Origin of the sequence: Arthrobacter sulfonylureivorans (genome assembly GCF_047607445.1) — a bacterium.
Taxonomy (GTDB): domain Bacteria; phylum Actinomycetota; class Actinomycetes; order Actinomycetales; family Micrococcaceae; genus Crystallibacter; species Crystallibacter sulfonylureivorans_A.
Genome location: NZ_JBLKRT010000035.1, coordinates 1 through 20,700 on the forward strand (window position 1 = coordinate 1; position 20,700 = coordinate 20,700).

General features: G+C 69.0%; 20 protein-coding genes and 1 pseudogene. 6 read left to right on the forward strand and 15 right to left on the reverse strand.

Features of this window, described 5'->3' with window-relative positions:
- Positions 1–344: hypothetical protein (locus ACMX2H_RS15475; RefSeq protein ID WP_414961669.1), on the forward strand; the 344-nt coding region annotated here is incomplete at its 5' end.
- A gap of 103 nt (positions 345–447) precedes the next feature.
- Here ACMX2H_RS15475 and ACMX2H_RS15480 read toward each other — a convergent pair.
- The 3 genes from ACMX2H_RS15480 to ACMX2H_RS15490 are packed head-to-tail and all read right to left on the reverse strand — an operon-like array spanning position 448 to position 4,426.
- The gene (locus ACMX2H_RS15480; protein ID WP_414961671.1) at positions 448–1,305 is read right to left on the reverse strand and encodes a glycosyltransferase family 2 protein; all 858 of its coding nucleotides are present in this window, start codon (positions 1,303–1,305) and stop codon (positions 448–450) included.
- Positions 1,302–3,035, reverse strand: coding sequence for a D-glycero-beta-D-manno-heptose 1-phosphate adenylyltransferase (gene rfaE2, locus ACMX2H_RS15485; protein ID WP_414961673.1), 1,734 nt, complete (start codon positions 3,033–3,035; stop codon positions 1,302–1,304). Before rfaE2 (ACMX2H_RS15485) ends, ACMX2H_RS15480 begins: the two co-directional genes overlap by 4 nt.
- Positions 3,032–4,426: an aldehyde dehydrogenase family protein gene (locus ACMX2H_RS15490; protein WP_414961675.1), complete on the reverse strand. Its 1,395-nt coding sequence runs from the start codon at positions 4,424–4,426 to the stop codon at positions 3,032–3,034. Before ACMX2H_RS15490 ends, rfaE2 (ACMX2H_RS15485) begins: the two co-directional genes overlap by 4 nt.
- 616 nt (positions 4,427–5,042) lie before the next feature.
- Here ACMX2H_RS15490 and ACMX2H_RS15495 point away from each other — a divergent pair.
- On the forward strand, positions 5,043–6,233 hold the full coding sequence (locus tag ACMX2H_RS15495) for a glycosyltransferase family 9 protein (protein ID WP_414961676.1): 1,191 nt from the start codon (positions 5,043–5,045) through the stop codon (positions 6,231–6,233).
- On the opposite strand, the gene ACMX2H_RS15500 is transcribed toward ACMX2H_RS15495, so the two are convergent.
- The 7 genes from ACMX2H_RS15500 to ACMX2H_RS15530 form a co-directional block, all read right to left on the reverse strand.
- Positions 6,199–6,900: an SDR family oxidoreductase gene (locus tag ACMX2H_RS15500; RefSeq protein WP_414961677.1), complete on the reverse strand. Its 702-nt coding sequence runs from the start codon at positions 6,898–6,900 to the stop codon at positions 6,199–6,201. The two genes, ACMX2H_RS15495 and ACMX2H_RS15500, sit on opposite strands and share 35 nt — an antisense overlap.
- A 119-nt stretch (positions 6,901–7,019) precedes the next feature.
- The gene (gene rfaE2, locus ACMX2H_RS15505) at positions 7,020–8,381 is read right to left on the reverse strand and encodes a D-glycero-beta-D-manno-heptose 1-phosphate adenylyltransferase (RefSeq protein WP_414961679.1); all 1,362 of its coding nucleotides are present in this window, start codon (positions 8,379–8,381) and stop codon (positions 7,020–7,022) included.
- Positions 8,378–9,031 carry a D-sedoheptulose-7-phosphate isomerase gene (locus ACMX2H_RS15510; RefSeq protein WP_414961740.1) on the reverse strand — a complete coding sequence of 218 codons (654 nt, stop codon included), beginning with the start codon at positions 9,029–9,031 and terminating at the stop codon, positions 8,378–8,380. The genes rfaE2 (ACMX2H_RS15505) and ACMX2H_RS15510 overlap by 4 nt, the downstream gene beginning before the upstream one ends.
- A 122-nt stretch (positions 9,032–9,153) precedes the next feature.
- Positions 9,154–10,416 carry a glycosyltransferase gene (locus ACMX2H_RS15515; RefSeq protein WP_414961680.1) on the reverse strand — a complete coding sequence of 421 codons (1,263 nt, stop codon included), beginning with the start codon at positions 10,414–10,416 and terminating at the stop codon, positions 9,154–9,156.
- Positions 10,413–11,417: a glycosyltransferase family 4 protein gene (locus ACMX2H_RS15520; RefSeq protein WP_414961682.1), complete on the reverse strand. Its 1,005-nt coding sequence runs from the start codon at positions 11,415–11,417 to the stop codon at positions 10,413–10,415. Before ACMX2H_RS15520 ends, ACMX2H_RS15515 begins: the two co-directional genes overlap by 4 nt.
- A complete protein-coding gene (locus tag ACMX2H_RS15525) occupies positions 11,414–12,481 on the reverse strand; it encodes a glycosyltransferase family 9 protein (RefSeq protein WP_414961684.1) in 1,068 nt (355 codons plus the stop codon). Before ACMX2H_RS15525 ends, ACMX2H_RS15520 begins: the two co-directional genes overlap by 4 nt.
- Positions 12,478–13,017, reverse strand: coding sequence for a D-glycero-alpha-D-manno-heptose-1,7-bisphosphate 7-phosphatase (locus tag ACMX2H_RS15530; RefSeq protein ID WP_414961686.1), 540 nt, complete (start codon positions 13,015–13,017; stop codon positions 12,478–12,480). The genes ACMX2H_RS15525 and ACMX2H_RS15530 overlap by 4 nt, the downstream gene beginning before the upstream one ends.
- 155 nt (positions 13,018–13,172) lie before the next feature.
- On the opposite strand from ACMX2H_RS15530, the gene ACMX2H_RS15535 reads away from it, so the two are divergent.
- Complete coding sequence (locus ACMX2H_RS15535) at positions 13,173–14,189, forward strand: glycosyltransferase family 9 protein (RefSeq protein ID WP_414961688.1); 1,017 nt, start codon at positions 13,173–13,175, stop codon at positions 14,187–14,189.
- Here ACMX2H_RS15535 and ACMX2H_RS15540 read toward each other — a convergent pair.
- From ACMX2H_RS15540 to ACMX2H_RS15550, 3 genes and pseudogenes are all read right to left on the reverse strand, one after another.
- Entirely contained in the window at positions 14,122–14,835 is a 714-nt protein-coding gene (locus tag ACMX2H_RS15540) for a sigma-70 family RNA polymerase sigma factor (protein WP_414961690.1), read from the reverse strand. The two genes, ACMX2H_RS15535 and ACMX2H_RS15540, sit on opposite strands and share 68 nt — an antisense overlap.
- 445 nt (positions 14,836–15,280) lie before the next feature.
- A complete protein-coding gene (locus ACMX2H_RS15545; protein ID WP_414961691.1) occupies positions 15,281–15,727 on the reverse strand; it encodes a DUF427 domain-containing protein in 447 nt (148 codons plus the stop codon).
- A 52-nt stretch (positions 15,728–15,779) separates the two neighbouring features.
- Positions 15,780–16,019, reverse strand: a pseudogene (locus ACMX2H_RS15550) (DUF427 domain-containing protein); the annotation flags it as partial.
- Between the two features lie 79 nt (positions 16,020–16,098).
- Between ACMX2H_RS15550 and ACMX2H_RS15555 the strand changes: the two are divergent.
- Complete coding sequence (locus ACMX2H_RS15555; RefSeq protein WP_414961693.1) at positions 16,099–16,572, forward strand: carboxymuconolactone decarboxylase family protein; 474 nt, start codon at positions 16,099–16,101, stop codon at positions 16,570–16,572.
- A 118-nt stretch (positions 16,573–16,690) separates the two neighbouring features.
- Here ACMX2H_RS15555 and ACMX2H_RS15560 read toward each other — a convergent pair whose 3' ends face one another.
- Entirely contained in the window at positions 16,691–17,794 is a 1,104-nt protein-coding gene (locus ACMX2H_RS15560) for an NADH:flavin oxidoreductase/NADH oxidase (protein WP_414961695.1), read from the reverse strand.
- A 147-nt stretch (positions 17,795–17,941) separates the two neighbouring features.
- Complete coding sequence (locus ACMX2H_RS15565) at positions 17,942–18,337, reverse strand: RidA family protein (RefSeq protein WP_414961697.1); 396 nt, start codon at positions 18,335–18,337, stop codon at positions 17,942–17,944.
- A 220-nt stretch (positions 18,338–18,557) separates the two neighbouring features.
- On the opposite strand from ACMX2H_RS15565, the gene ACMX2H_RS15570 reads away from it, so the two are divergent.
- Together ACMX2H_RS15570 and ACMX2H_RS15575 are read left to right on the forward strand one after the other, a co-directional pair.
- On the forward strand, positions 18,558–19,805 hold the full coding sequence (locus ACMX2H_RS15570) for a pyridoxal phosphate-dependent aminotransferase (protein ID WP_414961699.1): 1,248 nt from the start codon (positions 18,558–18,560) through the stop codon (positions 19,803–19,805).
- A gap of 152 nt (positions 19,806–19,957) precedes the next feature.
- Positions 19,958–20,590, forward strand: a complete 633-nt coding sequence (locus ACMX2H_RS15575; RefSeq protein WP_414961701.1) for a septum formation family protein — start codon at positions 19,958–19,960, stop codon at positions 20,588–20,590.
- Positions 20,591–20,700: the final 110 nt, after the last annotated feature.

Genomic DNA, 20,700 nt, shown 5'->3' on the forward strand with positions numbered 1-20,700 from the left:
CCATGACCCAGCCCTCGCCCGGAGTGTTCAACGTGACCACCCCGGCCGGACGGACCTACACCGACCGGCCTGGCGAAGACAACGACCCGCCCGGCCAACCCGCCTACCCGCCCGCCGTCGCCGCCGCGCTCCCGAAAAACCACAGGCAACGCATCGAACCGCTGGTCGTTCAGCCCTCGACGGGATCCGGGCCAGCAGGCAGCTCCAACGACGACGGTCGGCTGCCGCCCTGGCACCCGGCCCACAAGAAGCAGGCAGCAGACCACCGGAACGAACCACCGGCAACCGATCGGCCGCACGACGGGCCGTCACCGAACCAACAGCACGACCCGCCACCCTTCTAAAGTCTTTTCGAGGTGGCGGCGGAGGAACCGCCTGGACGCCTCAGGTTTCCACCACTGCAAATCAGATAGCTTCTTCGGTAGTTAGGAGCCGGGGCATCAGGCCTTATTCGCGCAGGATCACGTCTGAGGCTTCGGTGGAACGGTCTGTGACGGTGGTCGGTGATTCCAGGTGCACAGCTCCGGAGGGCAGGATGCCTGCGCCGCCGTAGCGTTCCATGACTTTCAACTGCGCCACCACATCCTCGCCCGCGTGACCGGGCGGCAGTTCCCGCCAGAACTCGAAGCCGCCGCAGTCCAGCAAGGCATCCCGTCGGTACAGCACGCAGCCGCCGGCCCACGCGATCTTGTACAGCCGCCAGCCGCCGTCGGCAATCTCCAGCTCAGCGGCGATGTGGGTCAGGTTGGCCGCGTTGTGCAGCTGCCAGCGGGCGAACCGTTCGTCGGAACGCCGGATCCGCTCCGGGACCACTGGACCGTCCCACAGTTCGAAAGGCTCCTGCTCCCCTGGGCGCACATCGTCCAGGAAAGACATGCCTTGCACAGCCGCGCCTATAAACCCACAATCCTCCTGCCGGATGGCCGCAGTCATTCGGGCCAGCATGCCCGGTTCCAACCACACGTCGTTGTCCAGGAACAGCACCAATTCGGCGGTGGCTAGACCGAGCAAGAAGTCGCGCTGCTCGGCGAGGCCGCGGCGGGGCAGGTGCCGTTCCAGCCGGACCGGCCGCCCTTGGGCCTGTAGCACCCTGGCCATCGCTGCGACTGCAGGATGCTCCCACGCAGGTGCTCCGTCGGACTGATCGCTGATCACCACGGAGAACGGTGGGCCGTCCTGGGCCGCCAAGCCGGAGAGCGTTACCGCCAATTCCGCTTCGCGGCCGTAACTGGGAATCAGCACATCCAGCTCAGGCCCCGGCACCGCTGGCGGCACAGCCCAACTGCCCGCACTCCTGCGACTCATGCCGGATCGGCCCCCGCCGCCTGGGACGAACCTGTTCCAGCAGGGGGCAGCGAGCCCGACTCCGCGGACGGCTCCGAGGGGAACCCCGCGGACGTCATCGAGTCCGACCCAGCCAGAGGCGCCGAGCCCGACCCAGCCGGCGCCACCGAGTCTGGTCCAGTCTGCTGCCCCGAGCCCGACCCAGCCAAAGGCGCCGAGCTAGGCCCCGCAGAGGGCGCTGAGCCTGACTCCGGAGAAGGCGCTGAGCCACGGATGCGGCGGACCACGGCCGTGGTGGAATGGTCGGCGACATAATCCAAGATGCAGACCTCGCCGCCGCAGGCCTCCACCACCGCCGTCTCCTCAAGCATCTCCGGCGAATAGTCCCCACCCTTGGCATAGATGTCCGGCCGGATCGCCTCGATCAGCGGGATGGGCGTGTCCGTGTCGAAGACGGTCACGTAGTCTACGCAGCTCAGCGCGGCGATGATGCCGGCCCGGTCCGCGGCGGCGTTGATCGGGCGGTCTGGTCCCTTCAGGCGCCGTGCGGACGCGTCGCTGTTTAGCGCCACCACCAGCACATCGCCCAGCTGCTTGGCCTGGGTCAGGTAGCGGGTATGTCCGCGGTGTAGCACGTCGAAACAACCGTTCGTCAGCACAATCCGCCGGCCCGACGCCCGCTCCGCAGCTACAGCCTGTCCAAGTTCTTGCGCATCCAGGGCCGCATCGGAGAAGGTTCCCAGGTGCGCGGCCAGGTCAGAGGTACTGCAGACCGAGGTGCCGCGCCGGTGCACCACCACGTCGGCCGCGGCCTGGGCCAGATCCAGACTGGTGGTCAACGGCAGGCCGACGGCCCGCGCCAAGGTCAGGCAGGCCACGTACGTATCGCCCGCCCCCGATGCCTGCTTCTCGGTGACCGGGCTTGCCCACGTGCGGTGGGTTCCGCCGTCGTGCATCAACAGGACTGAGCCGTCCTTGTCCAGCGTGACGACGGCGGCGCCCGCCCCGGTTGCCTCGAGCAGCTGAGTTGCGTGAGTGGCCACTGCGGCAGCGCGGTCCGTGTCCGGATCCAGCACCACGCCCAGGAGGCCGCCGGCTTCTGCGGCGTTTGGGGTGACGAGGTCCGGGGCGATTCCCGACCACAGCCGGGGATCGTGGGCATCGACCACCAGCAGCCGCCCGCCGCGGTGCCGGGCCAGCACATCGCGCACCGGGTCGCCCAACCCGCCGGTGCCGTAGTCGCAGACCACGACTGCGTCGCTGCCGGCCAAGGCCGCGGGGACTGCCGCAGCCAGTTGTTCTTGGGCCGCTTCGGGCACCCGGTCCATCGTCTCGTCCAGGCGCAGCATGATCTGGTCGCCGCCGATGATGCGGTACTTGGTGGTGGTCAGGACGTCTTCGTGTTCCACCAGCCCCGAAGTGTCCACCCCCGCTTCCTGCAGCAGCGAGCGCAGCCGCCGTCCGGCGTCGTCGGCTCCTACCAAGCCGACCATCCGCACCCGCGCGCCGAGTGCAGCCAGGTTCATGGCCGTGTTGGCGGCGCCGCCCGGGGCATACTCCCGTTTGCTCATGTCCACCACCGGTGCAGGTGCCTCCCGGCAGAACCGTTCAATCCGTCCGCTGAACCAGCCGTCCAGCATAACGTCGCCCACCACGGTGACGTGCGGGGCGGCCTGGGCCAGCCGGGCCGGCAGCCAGCCGGCGAGCCCGGAAACGTCCGACAGCGGGGTGCTCATGGGCGGGGTGCTCATGGCCGGGCTCCACCGGGCAGGCCCATGTGCACCACTTTGACCGTGCTGAATTCGTCCAGCAGTTCAGGCCCGTAGCCAAAGCCGTCGCCGCTGGCCCTGCGGGGCTGGGCGGAACCGCCGGGCGCGCCGCCGAAGACTGCGTTGACCTTGACGGTTCCCACCTGGAGCACCGCCGCGGCACGGTGGGCATGCTCCATGTCCGCCGTCAGGACAGTGGCGGCCAAGCCGTATCGGCCCGCCGCCGCCAGTTTTAGCCCGTCGTCGAAGCTGTCCACCACTTGGACCGGGGCCACCGGACCGAAGGTCTCCTCCTGCATCACGGCCATGTGGTCGGCGCAGTCCAGCAGGACGGTCGCCGGATAGTGAGCGCCGGGGCCTTCGGGCACAGCACCGCCTTCCGCGGCAACCGCACCGAGCGAGAGCGCCTCGGCGACGTGCGCGTGCACGCTGTCCCTCAGCCTGCGGTCCACCAGCGGGGCCAGGCCTCCTGAGTTGCGCTTGCGGGCCTCGGCAGCGAGCGCTTCGCAGAAGGGTTCGGCAATGGCCCGGTGCACGTAGATGCGTTCCACCGAGGTGCAAATCTGCCCGCTGTTGGCGAACGCCCCGATGGCCGCCTGCTCGGCCGCCCACACCGGGTCGACGCCGTCGTCCACGATCAGCGGATCATTGCCGCCGTTCTCGCGGATCACATGGGCCCCGGTGAGAGCCGCGGCCCGGGCAATCCTGGCGCCGGTGAGGCTGGAGCCCACGTGCGCGATGACGTCCACGTCCGGATTGCTGGCAAGCGCGGCGCCCACGGCCGGGCCGCCGGTCAAGGTGGTCATGACGTGCGCCGGCAGCACGCCGGCGAAAATCCGGCCCAACAGGGCGCCCAGGTGCGGGCAGCGTTCGCTGGGTTTGTGCAGTACGGTGTTGCCGGCGGCCAGCGCGGCGCCCAGCAGCCCCGCGGCCACCGCCACCGGATCGTTCCAAGGGGTGAGCACCGCCGCCACGCCGCGAGGTTCATTGACCGCGTAGTCAACGTTCAACTGGCCGCCGCGCAGGCTTCGGCCGCGGTGCACCGGACCCAGCTGCGCGTACTGGCGCAGCGTTCCGGCCCCGGCCATGACGCCCTCCAAGGCTTCCTGCTCGGGCCTGCCGGTTTCGCGCGCGTTCAACTCGGCGAGCTCACCGGCGTGCTCCTGCAGAGCTGCGGCGACGGCTTCCAGCAGTTCCCCGCGAGCAGCAGCGTCGGTCCCGGCCCAGCCGGGTTGGGCCGCCTTGGCGGAAGCAACGGCGTCGCGCACATCGTCCGTGGTCGCTTCCTCGAGCGCTCCCACCAGGCTGCCGTCCCTGGGGTCGTAAACCTCCATCGAGGCCATGTCCCGGGCAGTGTCCGACTCGGTGGTCATATCGCTCCTCCCGTCCAAGGCGGGGCCAAGGCCCGCCCGCTGGTCGTTGGTGTAGGTCCACATTCACGCCTTACCGGCGCGCCCTCCGCCGCGGTCGGGTTCGCCTCCGTCGGACCCGCCGCCGATGGCAGCGCATGCCGCATCGCGTGGTACTGGTTTCCTACCCCTCGCCCGGCGCTTTCAGACAGTCCCCACCGGAGTCGGATTTCGCCGGCGCGACCTTGGTTTCGTGGGCGCCAGCAGCCGGCTTTCTTCCCGGCGCGCGGCTTGGTTTTCGTTCCGGCGCTGGGCTTAGTTTCCCTCCCGGCGGCCTTGGTTTCCTGCCAGGAACGGCCGGGGATTTCTTTGCGGCCGGGCCCTGCTGGATTCCGGGCCGTCCCGGGTTTCCTTCGAGACACAGCAGGGCATCGACAGGGGCCCGGCAGCACCTTCACGAGGGCTGCGGGCTCTGGCCAGCAGCCCTGATGCGTTTTAGGGTGAAGTTCACGAGGGGCTCCCGCGAGGGCGGGATGTATTGGGGCTGTGGCACGCAGGATGCTCCGGGACTGCTGCAGAAATGAAATCCCCCGCAGCCGGACTACACCGACGGCCGCGGGCTGGGACCCAGGAGGTGGAAATGACCGAGTCCCCCACGGGAGGCGCCGCTTTCGGCGACCAGAGGTTGAGTACCGAAGTCAGGCACGGACTTGGAGTCGGACCGGTGCTGCAGCCCTTCGACGACGTACGGAACATTGCGGTTCTCCGCGGCGGGGGCCTGGGCGATGTGCTGTTTTCGGTTCCCGCGCTGGAATCGCTGGCTGCCGCCTACCCGGAGGCGACCCTGACCCTGTTGGGAACCGAGGCCCACGCGGCCTTGTTCCGCGGCAGGTCCGGACCGGTGCACCGGGTGGAGCCGTTGCCGTTCGCGGAGGGTGTGCGGCCGGGACCGGAGGACCCGCAGTTGGTGGCGGAGTTCCAGCAGCGGATGCGCGGCGAGCAGTTCGACCTGGCGGTGCAGTTGCACGGCGGCGGAAGGTTTTCCAATCCGTTCCTGCTGGAACTGGGCGCACGCCACACGGTGGGTACCCGGACCGAAGACGCGGCGCCGCTGGAGCGGTCCATCCCCTACCTCTACTATCAACACGAGGTATTGCGTGCGCTGGAGGTGGTGGGCCTGGCCGGCGCCGCCCCGGCCGCGCTCCAGCCGGAGCTGAAACCGCTGGCCGACGAAGAATCGTTGTTGGCCGGGCTGCTCGACGACGGCCGGCCCTCGCTGGTGACCATTCACCCAGGTGCCACTGACCAGCGGCGGCGATGGCCGGCGTCGCACTTTGGCCGGGTGGCGGCGTGGGCGGCCGACGATGGATGCCAGGTCCTGGTGGTGGGCGATGAGTCCGACGCCGCGCTGGCGGACGAAGTGGCGGAACTGGGCCGCGAGAGAGCGGGATCCGGCAGCGGCGGCAGCATCAGTTCGGTGGCCGGCCAACTGGGGCTGGATGAACTGTCCGCAGTGCTGCGGGCCAGCGATGTGATGCTGGGCAACGACAGCGGGCCGCGGCATCTGGCCCAGGCCGTCGGCACCCCGACGGTGGGCATCTACTGGGTGGGAAACATGATCATGGCCGGGGCGCTGGGCCGGACCCTGCACCGGGTCCACATGTCCTGGATGACACATTGTCCGGTCTGCGGGGCCGACCTGACCCAGGTGGGCTGGACGGCCCCGCGCTGCCCGCATGAATTTTCCTTGACGGCGGAGATCCGCGCAGAGGATGTCTACGCGGATCTCCGCCTGCTTAGGGCCACGAGTCTTCTTCTTCGTGGCAAATGACCATCTCGCGCACTTCGCAGCCCTTGGGCTGTGAGAGCGCAAAGATGATGGCATCCGCCACGCGTTCCGGGTCGTTGAGCCTGGAATCGTCCTGCGGCTTGTACTGCTCGGTGCGGTCGTCGAAGAACCTGGTCTTCATGCCGGCCGGAATCATGGTGGTGACGCCGATCTGCCCGCGGGTCTCCGCCGCCAGCGCGCGGCTGAAACCGACCACGCCGAACTTGGAGGCGCAGTAGGCGGTGGCGTCGGAGACGGCCTTGATCCCCAGCGACGAGGCCACCGTAATGACCCTGCCGTGCGAGGACATCAGATGCGGCAGGGCCGCCCGCACCACCGAGACCGTGCCCATCAGGTTGACGCCAATGACCTTCTCCCATTCCTCTGCGGGGACGTCCTCCAGCCGGCCGCAGCGGTCAATGCCCGCTGCCGTCACCACGGCGTCCAGCCCGCCGAGCATGTCCGCGGCCTGCTGCACGGCGGCTTCGACGGCGGCGCGGTCGGCGACGTCGACCTCCACGCTCTTGGCCTGGCTTACCCGGCTCACATCGCGGTCCAGCACCAGCGGGGTGCCGCCGGCGGCCAGGACCGCGTCCACGACGGCGGCTCCCAGCCCGGATCCTCCGCCGGTGATCAGGACCCGGCCGGGGTTGGTTGCTGCAATGCTCATGTTTTCCTCCTCAGAGTTCAGGGATGAGGGTTCTCACCAGGGTTATTGCGTGGAGAGAAGACGGGATCCCGGGGGCCCATGGTTCTTCTCGTCTCTCCACTGGTTGAGGGTCCGATGCGTCAGCCGACCTTCGCCAGCGCGGCGGCCAAGCCGGTGGTGGAACGGGCCGGGTAGTAGGGCACGGTGATGGTCTGCCCGCCCCAGGACTGGAGCAGCCGGGCTTCGGGCAGCTGGTCGGCGGTGTAGTCGCCGCCCTTGACCCAGATGTCCGGCCGCAACCGTTCCAGCGCCGATTCGGGCGTGGCTTCATCAAAAACCAGCACGGCATCCACGCATTCCAGGGCCAGCAGCAGCTCGGCGCGGTCCTGCTGGTTCATGATCGGGCGTTCCTCGCCTTTCAGGCGGCGGACCGAATCGTCGGAATTGAGGCAGACAACCAGGCAGTCGCCCAGCTTCCGTGCGGCGGCCAACGTCCTCGCGTGGCCTGCGTGCAGCAGGTCGAAGCAGCCTCCGGTGGCCACCACAGTGCCGCCGGCTTCGCGGACCTGCGCGGCAACCCGCATGGCGTCCACTTCCGGCCCGCGCAATGGGACCGGATCCCTGTCCTGCCGCAACGACGCCACGCCCCCGGACGCCAGGAAGGCCGCCGCCTGCCTGACGGCTTCCTCCACCGAGGTGTTCAGCGGCTGGCCGGAGGCCAAGGCTGTTGCCAGCGAAGCGGCGAACCGGTCGCCGGCCCCGCAGGTGTCGGCCGCGTTCGTCGCGGGCGCTGGGATGGCCTGCGGCAGTTCCCCGTCCTGCTGGATCATCGCCCCCTCCTCACCCAGCGTGACGACGACGGCGCTGCTGTTCCAGCGTGAGCGCAGTTCTGCGGCGGCGAGCGCTGCTGCACCGGTGCCGCCCTTTTCCAGCCCGGCCATCCGCAGAGCCTCCGGCAGGTTCGGCGTCGCGGCAGCCACGCCCTCGACCGGATCCGGGCCGGCGGGGTGCGGATCCCAGACCACCGGGATCCGGTGCACCAGCGGCGCCAGCGCATCGCGCAGCGCGGGTGCTGCGGCCAGTCCGCGGCCGTAGTCCGCCACGATGATGGCGTCGGCCGTCCCGAGCGCCTCCAGCATGTCCGGTGTCGGGACCGGCAACGGGGCGGGGGCGCAGCCTTCGTCCACCCGGACTACCGACTGGCCGCCGGCGCGGATGCGGGTCTTCACCGGCGTTGGCGCTCCGGACGGTCCGGCCACCACGGGGATGCCGTCCAAGGCATCGTGCAGCCGCCAGGAGGCCTCGTCGTCGGATAATGCCGTGACCAGGAGGACGTCCCGGCCGTCACGGACCAGCATCCGGGCCACCAGCCCCGCTCCCCCGGCGCGGTAGGTCGTTTCGGCGGCATCCACCACCGGCACCGGCCCGTCCGGGCTCAACCTGGTGGCTGCCCCTTCCACATCGGCGTCGAGCAGGACGTCGCCTACCACCACAATCCTCATGATCCTGCCGCCCCGCCCTGCGGCCCGTGCTGCGCTCCGGCGCCGTTCCCGTGCCGGGCCACTTCGGCGTCGAACGCCCGGCACAGGGCGTGCAGTGCCATCAGGTGGCCTTCCTGCACATTGGCCGGCTGCGCGTCCACGGCCACATAGTCGTCGCAGAGCCTGGTCAGCGGATTCGGCGCACTGCCGGTCAGCGCCCAGCTGGTGACGCCAATGCCGCGGGCTGCCTCGGCGGCACGCAGCAGGTTCTCACTCTTGCCACTGGTGGTCAGCAGGAGCAGCACATCGCCGGCCCGCCCGTGGCCCAGCACCTGCCGAGCAAAGAGATGGTCGTAGCCGTAGTCGTTGGAAATCGCCGTGACCGCGGACGTGTCCGCATGCAGTGAGATGGCGGAGAAGGCCTGGCGTTCGCCGTCGAAACGGCCCACCAGTTCCGCGGTCAGGTGCTGTGCTTCCGCAGCGGAGCCGCCGTTGCCGGCCGCCAGCAGGCGCCCGCCGGCCAGCAGCCGCCGGGCCAACTCACTCCCCCAGCCGGCCAGTTGGGCCGCTTGGGCACGCAGCGACTCCACCGCGGGCTCGACGGCGCCCAGATGTGCCAGCACTGCGTCCACCGCTTCGTTTCCGGCCTGCCGCTCGGGGGCCGCTGGCACCGGGACGAGTGCCGGGCCGGGCGGCCGGAGATAGGCTGCGGTTCGGGCCGAAGCGATCGGCGCGGCAGAGGTCAGCGCACCGGTGCCGACGGTTGTTGGGCTGGCGCCCGTGACTGCGCGTTTCACAGTGCCTCTCCTTCCAGTTGCCGGGTCCCGGCGGTGACTGCGCTGGACGCGTGGCTGACCGCCAGGTGATAGGCCTTTTCGGTGTCCGCCGCCACCCGGTCCCAGGTGTAGCGGGTGCGCACACGTTGTTGCCCCGCTTTGCCAAGCTCCCGGCGCAGCTGCGGATTGGCCAGTAGTTCGGCCACGGCGTCGGCCACCGCCTGCGGATCGCGCGGCGGCACGTGCAGGCCGGTCTTCCGGTCCACGACGGTGTCGATCAGGCCACCGACCGAGGCCGCGACCACCGGGACACCGCAGGCCATCGCTTCCAGCGGGACAATCCCGAACGGTTCGTACCACGGCGCGCAGATGACCACGTCGGCGCTGCGCAGCACCGGCGGGATTTCCGCCTGGGACAGCTGGCCGCGCAGCACCAGTTGGTCTTCGACGCCGAGGGCGCGGGCCAAGTCGCGCAGCCGCTGCGCCTCCGGGTCGGCCGCCAGCCCGGCGGCCCCGGCAGACCCACCCACTACCAGCAGCTCGACGTCATCCAGGCCCTGGTCCTTGAGCAGCCGCAGGGCGCGTACGGCCAGATCGATGCCCTTGCGCGGAACCAGCCTGCCCAGGGTGACAATCCGGTGCGTCCGGCCGCGCGGTTCGGCCTCGCCGTCGGCGCTGAAAAGCCCCAAGTCCACACCGCAGGGCGCGATGGACACATTGCCGCGCGGGATGCCCATGGCCGCCAGCTCGAACACCTCGTCCGAGCAGGTGGCGATGATCCGGTCCACCTCGCGGCCGACGGATGGTTCCAGCCAGGCCCGCTGTGCCGGGCTGGTGTCCTGGGCGCCCTGGTGCCGCCGCTTCACGGTGCCCAGCGCGTGGAAGGTCTGCAGTACCGGCACCGGGCATGCGCCCGGGCGGCGGGCGGCGTCCAGCGCAGCGACGCCGGACATCCAGAAATGCGCGTGCACCACGTCTGGTGGGTTCTCCGCCCAGTCAGCGCTGATGCCGTCGGCCAGCTGGCCCATGAACGGCAGCAACTCGTCCTTCGGGACCGGTTCCGGCGGGCCGGCGTCGATGTGGACCACTTCCACCCCGGGCCTCATGGCGACGCGGGCCGGCAGCAGCGGGTCATCGCGGCGGGTGTAGACGCTCACGGTGTGGCCGCGCCGGGCCAACGCAGCGGAAAGGGCGGCCACGTGCACGTTCTGGCCGCCGGCGTCCACCCCGCCCAGCGCGGCCAGCGGGCTGGCATGTTCGGAAACCATCGATATCCTCACGGCTCTCTCCTTTCATTGGCGGCCACGGCCCGTCCGGTGCGTGTTGTGGTCTCGGCCAGCAGGCTGTCCCAGTTGTCCAGGAAGGCCTGCAGCCCGTAGTTCTGCAGGGCGGCCTCGCGCGCGACGGCGCCGCGTGCCGCTGCCTCGTCCGGATCCGTGAGCAGCCGAGCCGCTTCGCGGCGCAGCTGGTCCACGTCCGTGGAGATGGCACCGGCCTCCGGTGGAACCGCCCGGGCGGCCTCGGTGCTGGCCAGCGCCACCACCGGCATGCCCAGATGCATGGCTTCCAAGAGCGCCAGGCCCAGCGAAGTCCAGCGCAGCGGGTGCAGATAGAGCCGGCAGCGGGCCAGCTCGGCGTGCAGCAGGTGGCTGGGCAAATCACCGCGGACGCGCAACTGGTCGGGACCCAGGCCGGTGGCTGCGGCCAGCTGGTCGGTTCCCATGCCGAACACTTCCAGTGGACCGGTTTGCGCAAAGGCCGGCAGCAGGTCCGTCCCAGTGACGCGCCAGCGGCGTACTGGTTCGTTGACCACCACGCCCTGCCGTTCCAGTTCCCCGGTGTAGAGCTTTCCAGGGTCCACGATGCCGTGCTCGATCACGGTGGTCCGTGCCGTTCCGCAGTCCCAGAACAACTCATTGAAGTGGGTGACATGCACCACCGTCATGTCCTGCTGGTCGGCCAGCGGATGCAGCGAGTTGGGCACATCGCCCTTGGGCGTGTTGTGCTCCAAAAACACCGCGGGAATGTCCCGTCCCGGCCGGCGGCCCAGCAGCCGCTCACATTCGGCAATCTCCTCCGGCCGCTGCAGCACCACCACATCGGGTTCTTCGTCGCGCAGCCGGGCCGGCTCCACGTCCCGCACTGACGGCGGCCAGTCGCGGCCGGCACGGCCTAAACCCCACGGGCCACCCTCGGCCGTGGCGGGGAGCAGGTACTCGTGGCGGCCCCGGACAAAAGCGTCGGTCCAGCCACCGTGGACATGCCAGAGCAAAATCTTCATGCGTTCCTCATCTTTCTCCGGGCGGACAGGTACGTCACGCCGCGGGTCAGCCGCTGGACAGCCTCCAGCACTTCTTCGGGAGTCACATTGGACAGGCAGGGGTGCCCGGGGACGGGGCAGGTGCGGGCCCGGCTGAGCCGGCACGGGGCATGCTGGTCGCCGAGCAGCTCCACCGGCACCTTGTAGGGCGCCCAGCGGATCGCCGGTACCACCGGCGCAAACAGGGACACCACCGGAGTGCCCACGGCGGCGGCCAGGTGCGCAGGTCCGGTGTTTCCTGTGACGACGGCGGAGGCTCCGGCGAGCACCCCGGCCAGGCTCCGCAGGTCTGTCTGCCCGCCCAGGTCCAGCGCTCCGGGGACGGCCACGGTGGCGGTCAGTTCCTGTTCCTGCGGCCCGCCGGTGACCACCACCCGGTATCCGGCGCCGATCAGCAGTTCGACGGCAGCGGTGTGGTGCAGCGGCGGCCAGGCCCTTGCCGGGACTGCAGCGCCTGGATGAACCGCGATATAGGGCTCGTCTCCGGTCAGGGAGGAGGTATCCGGAATGTCGCGGACCTGCAGCCGGCCGTCGTCGCCGGCGGGCAGCCGGTAGCCTGCGGCCGCGGCAATCTCCAGCGCCCGCTCGGCCTCCGGCTGGTCCTCCGGAAAGTCTTCGCCCGGGCGGAGCCGCTGGTCCAGCAGCGAACCGGCGTAGTCCACGGAGGCCCCGGTGATCTGTCCGACGCCGGCCAGCCGCAGCAGCAGCGCCAGCGGCAAGGGGGACTGGTGGAAGGAGGTCAGGATGATGGCCTCGGAGATGCGGGTTTTGCGTACCCACTCAGCCAGCGCTGCAACGTGCTGCTGGGTTGCCGGCGGTGCAGGGTCCACGATCCACGGGCTGGCCCAGCTGAAAACCTCGGCCACGCCGGGCAGCAACTCCGCGGCAGCTTTGCCCTGTGGGCCGCACAGCATCATGACGTCGTTGGGACCACGCCCTTGGCCGGCCGCCACCGCACGCACCGCAGGCCCCGCCAGCAGCACGTCTCCGGCGCTGTCCAGCCGCGCCACCAGCACGCGGCTCACGGGCGGCCTTCCAGCAGCAGCGAGATGGCTTCGGCCAGGTTCTCTGCCACCAGGTCGGCGGCCTCGACTTCTTCGCGCCGCGTGACCGGTGTCGGCACCAGCACTCCCGTCGCGCCGGCGGCAGTGGCAGCGTCGATGTCGGCCCCGATGTCCCCGATGTAGGCCACCTCGGACGGGTCCAGTCCCAGCCGGCGGCAGGCCGCCAGGATCATCCCCGGCTCCGGTTTCCGGCAGCGGCAGCCGTCGTCGGGATGGTGGGGGCAGATCTCCCAGACGTCGAAGGGGCCCAGCAACTCTTCGATCCGGGCGTTGACTGCGTCGACCTGTTCCCGGTTCAACAGTCCGCGTCCGATGCCGGATTGGTTGGTCAGCACACCGCAGGAGAGCCCGGCAGCCCGGACCGACTCGACCGCCGCACGGGCCCCGGACACCGGCCGGACCTGGGCCGGATCCGGGTTGTACGGCACGTCCGTGACCAGCGTGCCGTCCCGGTCGAACAGGATGGCCCGCGGCGGGGAGACTGCGGTTGCGCTCATACCAGCACTGTTCCCAGCAAAGCCGCGACCTAAACACTTCGGCTGCCCCCTGTTTTGGCATCCGCCCGTCGGGCGGCTGCAGCACCGGGCACGGGAAGCGGATGCTGCACGCATCTGGCAGGATGGGCCACAGCTAGCGCGGAAGGAGGGGCCTAGTGTCCGAACCTCAAGAACTGGAACGGGACGGGCGGCCGGAGCTGCTGGTGCTCCGGGCGCTGAAGCTGGGCGATCTGCTGGTTGCGGTTCCTGCGCTGCGGGCGCTGCGGGCGGCATACCCGGACCACCGGATCCTCTACGCCGCCCAGGCGTGGCTGCGGCCCATCCTCGAACTCACCGGGTCCGTCGACGACCTGCTGCCCACGCACGGGCTGGATGTTCCACTGGCGCTGCCGCCAGGCCGGGTGGAGATCGCGGTAAACCTGCACGGCAACGGCCCGGAGAGCCGCGGCAGGCTGGAAGCGCTGATGCCCCGAATCCGGATCGGACACCGTGCCCCGGGCTGGAACGGTCCTGTGTGGCCGGAAGACGTGCATGAACGCGAGCGCTGGGCCCGCCTGCTGCAGTGGCACGGGATTGACGCCGATCCGCTGGACTACCGGCTCAACACGCCGGGGGTACCCAGCCCCTGCCCGGGAGCGGCGGTACTTCACGTAGGCGCCGCGTACGGCAGCCGGCTCTGGCCGACCGACCGGTTCGCCACCGTGGCCCGCGAACTCGCATCCCGAGGGCACCGGATCCTGTTCACCGGCAGCACTGCGGAACGGCCGCGGGCGCAGGACGTTGCCGAGCTGGCCGGATTGGGGCCGGAGTCCGTCGTCGCCGGCACCTTGTCGCTGGCGGAATTCGCTGCCGCGGTCGCCGAGGCCGCCGTCGTCATTTCCGCCGATACCGGTGCGGCCCATCTGGCCTCCGCCTACGCCAGGCCGTCAGTGGTCATCTTCGGTCCTGCGCCGGTCAGCGTGTGGGGGCCGCCGCCCGGACCGCACACCGTCCTGACCGACGAAAACCTGCGGCTCGGCGAAACGTTCTCTGCCGACCCCGACCCGGCGCTGCTGGCCATCAGCGCCGACGACGTCCTGGCGGCGGTGGCGGAACTTCCGGTGGCTACGCCGTCCGCATCGGCTGCCGGACCGGCGTCGGCTGCTCCCCCAGCACGCGGCGCTGAAGCTTAACCAGGATCCGGGCCAGCGTTCGGGACACTTGCATCTGCGTCATGCCGATGCGTTCGCCGATCCGGCGCTGCGATTCTTCCTGGAAGTAGCGGTAAAAGAGCAGTTGCCGTTCCCGCGGTTCGAGCTCACGGATGGCGCCCCGCAGCATCAGCAGTTCTTCGGTCCGTTCGGTGCCGCCGTCCGTCGTTGCCAGCGACTCGGCCAAGCGTTGCCCTTCGGGGGTTCCGTCCAACGATTCCGGCCGCAGGCTGCCGTGGCAATTCAGCGCCTCGGCCACGGCTTCCGGGCTTTCCGCGAGCGCGTCGGCCAATTCCTGCAAACGCGGCTCCCGGCCCAGCCGCTGCGCCAGTTCCGGCGTCATCTTGATGGCCGCCGTCCGCAAGTCCTGAAGATGGCGCGGCGGCCGGACCATCCACGAACTGTCCCGCAGATACCGCTTCAATTCTCCGTGCACGGTGGGAACAGCGTAGGCGGCAAAGCCGGCGCCATGGTCCGGATCAAAACCACGAACGGCCTTGAGCAGTCCCAGCCGGGCGACTTGCACCAGGTCGTCGACCTCCCGCCCCGGGCCCGAATAGTTGCGGGCAATAGCTTCCGCGATGCCCAGATGCCCTAGAACCAGTTCCTCTTCCAGAGCCGCCCGCAAAGACCCCTTGGCGCGCCTCGCTCTGCGGAATAAAACCTGCAAATCAGCCTCGTCGAAATGCATCGTCAGACCACTCTCACTCGGGGAAGTGCGGGATCAGAACCGCTTCTCCCCAAGAAAACATAAGCATGCTGATTGTGCAACAGGTTGGAGTGGGAAAAATGCTCAAAAGCCTTTTCTTCTCCGCGGAGAAGAAGGTATAAGCAGCAGAAGCAGTCCGGCAACGCGCCCGGTTCTCAGCGTTGGATGGACCCAGGCTCCCCGCGGTTGTCTGCCCAGCGTTGCTCCCGGCGCGACGCTGGCACCGGGGCCGGGCCGGGCTGTTTCAGGAGTTGCTCCCGGCGCGACGCTGGCGCCGGGGCCGGGCCGGGCTGTTTGAGGACCAGTTCAGGACCGGAGGGCTTAACGGCTAAGACCGCTTCAGGACGCCATGCCCAAGACTGTTTCAGGACCAGGGAGTGTCGGGCCGTTCCTGCATGACGCCGTCGACCACCAGGTCCACGCGCTCGTTGAAGAAGCAGAATAGGTCACGGATCTTGGGGTTTTCCGGGATCGGATCCGGGTAACTCCACAGCACATCGCGGATCACGTTCTCGCCCAGCCGAATGGACCAGTACCGGGCCATGCCCTTGTAGGGGCAGCTGGTAACGGTGTCGCTGGCTTCCAGCAGGTCGGTCCGTACGTCTGCGGCCGGCAGGTAGTAGCGGACCGGCAGGTGGGTTTCGAAGAGCAGCAGCGGGCGGATGCTGTCGGCCACCTTCTGGCCCTCAAGGTAGATCTGGACGCGGCGGGAACTGCGCAGCGTATCCACCCGCTTGTAGGGATCGCGGGCATGCACCAGCGCCCGTTCGTCTTCTTCGTACCATTCCAGTTGCCGCCAGGAGAACGTCACGTGTCCGGCCAATTCGGCCAACGCGCCGGTGGGGTTGGGGTGCCCATGCGCCGGCTTCCGCCCGCTTGCTGCCCAGGGTCACGTCCCAGACCTGCTGACCGGCGGATCCGGCGTGCGGATTGGCGAGCGCACCCGGGGTCACGTCCTCCCGCGGCAGGTAGTACGTGGGCAGTCCGCCCGGCCCATAGCTGACCAGCAGCTTGGCCCGGGTGCTGTCCGCCACCAGGCTTCCACCCAGCCGGACCCGGATCCGGCGCGCGGTGGGCTCCGCAAAGGGTCTCTCGAATTCCATGGGCCACACGCTACTCTTCTCCGGTCCTGCCGGGCAGAGTGCCAGAATGGGAATGCACCCCAGTGATCAGGAGGCTTGAGTGAGCACCGACGAACGTCGCGCCAACATCTACATCGACAAGCAGACCCCGGCGGCGTACCGCGCCCTCAACGGTCTGGCGCTCAAGGTCGGCGAGGCTGCGGACGCCGCGGGCCTGGACCGGAAGCTGGTGGAGTTGCTCAACCTGCGCATCTCGCAGATCAACGGATGCGCCTACTGCCTGAACATGCATACCCGGCTTGCGCTGGGCGAAGGCGAAACTGCGCAGCGGCTGTCTGTGCTTCCGTCCTGGCGGGACACCGAAGTCTTCACGGACAAGGAGCGCGCGGCGCTGGCCTTGGCCGAGGCGCTGACCGAGCTCCCGGCCCACCACAGCCAGGAGCGGGAGTATGCGGCCGCCCGCGAGCAGCTCACCGACGAGGAGTTCTCCGCGGTCAGTTGGATCACGCTCACGATGAACGCCTTCAATCGGGTCTCCATCGTCAGCAAGCACCGCGTCCGCCCCAACAAATAAGGCACGACGGCGGGGACGCACCCATCGGGCGCGCCGCACCCCGCCGTGGTGGCAGCGTACGACGGCGGGGCGCACCTATCGCGGCGCCGCACCCCGCCGTCGTCGCACCGAGTTCCGCCTACCAGGCGGCTCGCCAGTACTGCTCCGCGCGCGGGTTCCCGTCGCGGGCCACTCCCAGAGCCTTCGCCGCGTTCGCCGGCCAGTGCGCGTCCTTCAGCGCGGCGCGGCCAACGCTCACGCCGTCGGCCTGCCCGGTGACCACCACATGTTCCGCCTGCGCAGGGTCCGTCAGCAGCCCGACGGCGGTGACGAACGAATCCGTGCCCTCCAGCGCCTCGCGCACGGCGGCAGCGAGCGGCACCTGGAAACCCGGGCCGGAGGGTCCGTGGTAGGCCCCGATGCCGGCGCTGGAGAGATCGAACGCGGTGACCCCGAGCTCCCGCGCCTCGCCAACAAAGCGGACGGTGTCGGCCAACCGCCAGCCGCCCTCGACCCAGTCGTCTCCGGAGAGGCGGATCGCCAGCGGCTTATGGTCCGGCCAGACGGCCCGGACCGCCGCGATGACCTCGCGCGCGTACCGGGTGCGGTTTTCGTAGCTGCCCCCGTAGGCGTCTTCACGGTGGTTGGTCAGCGGGGAGAGGAACTGGTGGATGAGGTAGCCGTGGGCGGCGTGGATCTGTACAACATCAAACCCGGCCTCGTCCGCTCGGCGGGCAGCGTCCGCCCAGGTTTGGACGGATGCCTGGATCTCAGGGATGTCCATGGCATGGGGCTGCTCCAAGCCGAAGATGTCGGTTGTTGAGGGGGCCACTGTCTCCCAGCCGCCGTCGGCCTCCGGGATGGAGCCCTGGGGCTGCTCGGGCAACCACGGGTAGGTAGAGGCTTTGGCGCCGGCGTGGGCCAGCTGGATGCCGATCGCTGCCCCCTGCTTGTGGGCGAAATCCACCACGGGCTTCCACGCGTCGCGCTGCGCGTCGTTCCACAGGCCGGCATCTCGGTCGGAGATCCGGCCTTCAGGGACCACTGCGGTTGCCTCGGCGATCACGAGTCCGAAGCCGCCGGCGGCCCGGGCTCCGAGATGCACCAGGTGCCAGTCGTTGGGCACCCCGTCGCGTGCGCTCACCGAGTACTGGCACATCGGTGCCAGCACTGTGCGGTTGCGCAACTGCAAACCGGTGCCGTCGGGGGTGGTCAGGGTCGCGGGTTCAAAGAGCTTACTCACGAGAAGCCCCAACCGCGCCTCCCCAACTGCTATTCCCGGCGGGGTTCCGCCCTCGCGGCCCTGAGCCCAGGCGCCAGGTCTCAGGCCCCAGGCTCCAGGTCCCGGCTGGCCCGGTCGGCGTGGCAGCCGGGACTTTAGCCTTGTCCGTCAGGCCTTTTCCGGAACCTGCGCGAGGGCATCGATCTCCACCAGGACGCCGGGCCGGGCAGAGCCCACCTGCAGCACGGTGATCGCCGTCGGAACCTGCCCCCACACCTCGGCGGCCGCGGCGTACCCTTCGTTCGCGTCCTGTCCGGCGGCCAGGTAGATATTCAGCTTGGCCACATCCTGCTGGGTTGCACCGGCCTCCTTGAGGACGGCCAGCACGTTGCGCATTGCCTGTCTGGTCTGGCCGGCGAGGTCATCGCTGACCATGTCGCCGTCGGCATTGATGCCGTTCTGGCCGCCGACCACCAGCAGCCGTCCGGGTCCGTCCACGAGCACGCCCTGGGAAAAGGCCGGACTGCGGAACATGCCTTCGGGGTTGATGTGCTTCAGGCTCATGGCGTTCCTCCGTAGCTGCTCCGCGTTGAGGTTCATACGCTAGGCCGTTACCGTCTTGGGCACCAGACCTGTCGGCCTCGGACCATCCGCGCAGCAGGGTTGTATACCCAGTACGGGAATGGGCCGCATGAACGCCGGCTTTGCAGAACGGCGACAGCACCAACGCCGGCCGTGGTGAACACCACATGAACGGCCTATGCCGGATGTGAAAACATGGGGCATGCGTCCGATGCAGCACTCCAGCAAACTCCAGAACGTCCGTTACGAGCTCCGCGGCCCGATTTTGCACGCGGCCAAGAAGATGGAGGCCGAGGGCCACCGCATCCTGCGGATGAACCTCGGGGACCCGGCGCCGTTCGGACTGGAAGCGCCGGAATCCATTGTGGTGGACATGATCCACCACTTGCGCGGAGCCCAGGGCTACAGCGATTCCAAGGGCATCTTTTCCGCCCGCACGGCGATCTCGCAGTATTACCAGACCAAGGGCCTGATGCAGATCGGCGTGGAGGACATCTTCATTGGCAACGGCGTCTCCGAGCTGATCTCCATGACGCTGCAGGCGTTTTTGGAAAACGGCGACGAAGTGCTGATTCCCGCGCCCGACTACCCGCTGTGGACCGCATCCGTGACCCTCTCCGGCGGCAAGGCCGTCCACTACCTGTGCAACGAAGACAACCACTGGTGGCCGGACATGGCGGACGTCGAGGCGAAAATCACCGGCCGGACCCGGGCCATTGTGCTGATCAACCCCAACAATCCCACCGGTGCCGTCTACCCCCGGCACGTGCTGGAACAGTTCGCGGCATTGGCACGCAAGCACGATCTGGTGCTGTTCTCGGACGAAATCTACGAAAAGATCACCTACGAGGACGCCGTCCACATTCATACCGCGTCCGTAGCCCCGGACCTGCCGGTGCTCACTTTCAGCGGGTTGTCCAAGGCTTACCGGATGCCCGGCTACCGGGCGGGCTGGGTGGCCATCAGCGGCCCCCGCGCCGAGACCGCCGCGTATCGGGAATCGCTCGAGCTGCTGGCCTCGCTGCGGCTGTGCTCGAACGTGCCGGCCCAGCACGCGATCCAGACCTCGCTGGGCGGGTACCAGTCGATTGGCGACCTGGTGAAGCCCGGCGGACGGCTGCGTGAGCAGCGCGATCTGGCCTGCCGGCTGCTCAACCAGATTCCGGGTGTCAGCTGCGTCCCGGCCGCCGGGGCCATGTACCTGTTCCCCAAGCTTGATCCCGCTGTCTACCCCTTCGAAGACGACGAAAAGTTCGTGCTGGATCTGCTTGAGGAACAAAAGATTCTGGTCTCGCACGGCAGTGCCTTCCACTGGCCCAGCCCGGACCACTTCCGCTTCGTGATCTTGCCTTCGGTGGAGGACATCGAAGAAGCGGTGCGACGGATTTCCTCCTTCCTGGCCATCTACCGGAAGAAGACGGCCGCCGCCGCTGCTGCCACCGCTGGGTGATCGCGCTGGTCAATCCCGCCGTCCGTACCTCAGCGTCCCGGTTCCAAGGGAATGCCCTGCTAGGCTGCTGACGTTCCGGCTGCCTTGGTAGGCGGCCTCGGCGCTGACAACGGGGGACCATGCGGATCCAGCTTTCGGCCGCTTGCGTGGTGATGGGCGGGCTGCTGCTCGCCGGATGTTCGGGGCCCGGGGCATCCGACGCACGCGCCGCACCTGTTGGAACGGAGAGTACGACGGCGGAGCCGACCGCCGGCAACGGATTGTCCGGTTCTGCGGGTGGCGCTGCCCCGGTCACCGCCAACTTCGCCACTCCCCTGCCATCCGGTTCCGCCGTTGAGCCGGAAGTGGCCCTCAGCAAAGAGGACGCCGAGGCTAACACCGCTTACATTGACAGCTTCCTGGCCGAGCAGTGGCAGGCCGGGACCAAGCCATCGCCTTTGAGCGCTGCGCTGCCCGGCGATTGCGTGTTCTTCGACTGGGAGTATTCCTCCGGCCCCACGCAGGCTGCCCTCTTCCCCGTGCCCTGCACTGAGACACACGAAGGCGAGGTCTTCGGCGTCGTCACCCATGCGGACCAGCCCTATCCGAGCGGGCGCGCGCTGGGCGATGAGGCCATTCGCTGGTGTGCAGAATTTCTTGAACAGCACCTCGAAAAATTGGCCCCCGGCCATAGCTTCCGGCCATTCTCTCCGACGGAAGCTGACTGGAAAGCCGGCGAACGCAACTCAGTGTGTTTGTACAGCCCGCCCGGGCTCCTGTCGGAGCGCAGCCACTTCACGAATTAACGCCCCGGCCACAGCACGGCGTGCGGTGTTAATTCGTCGTGAACAGCGGGCGGGTCCTCTTGTGGTCGTCAGCGTCCGCCTGCAGTGTGGAGAAGTGGCGCAACGGCCGA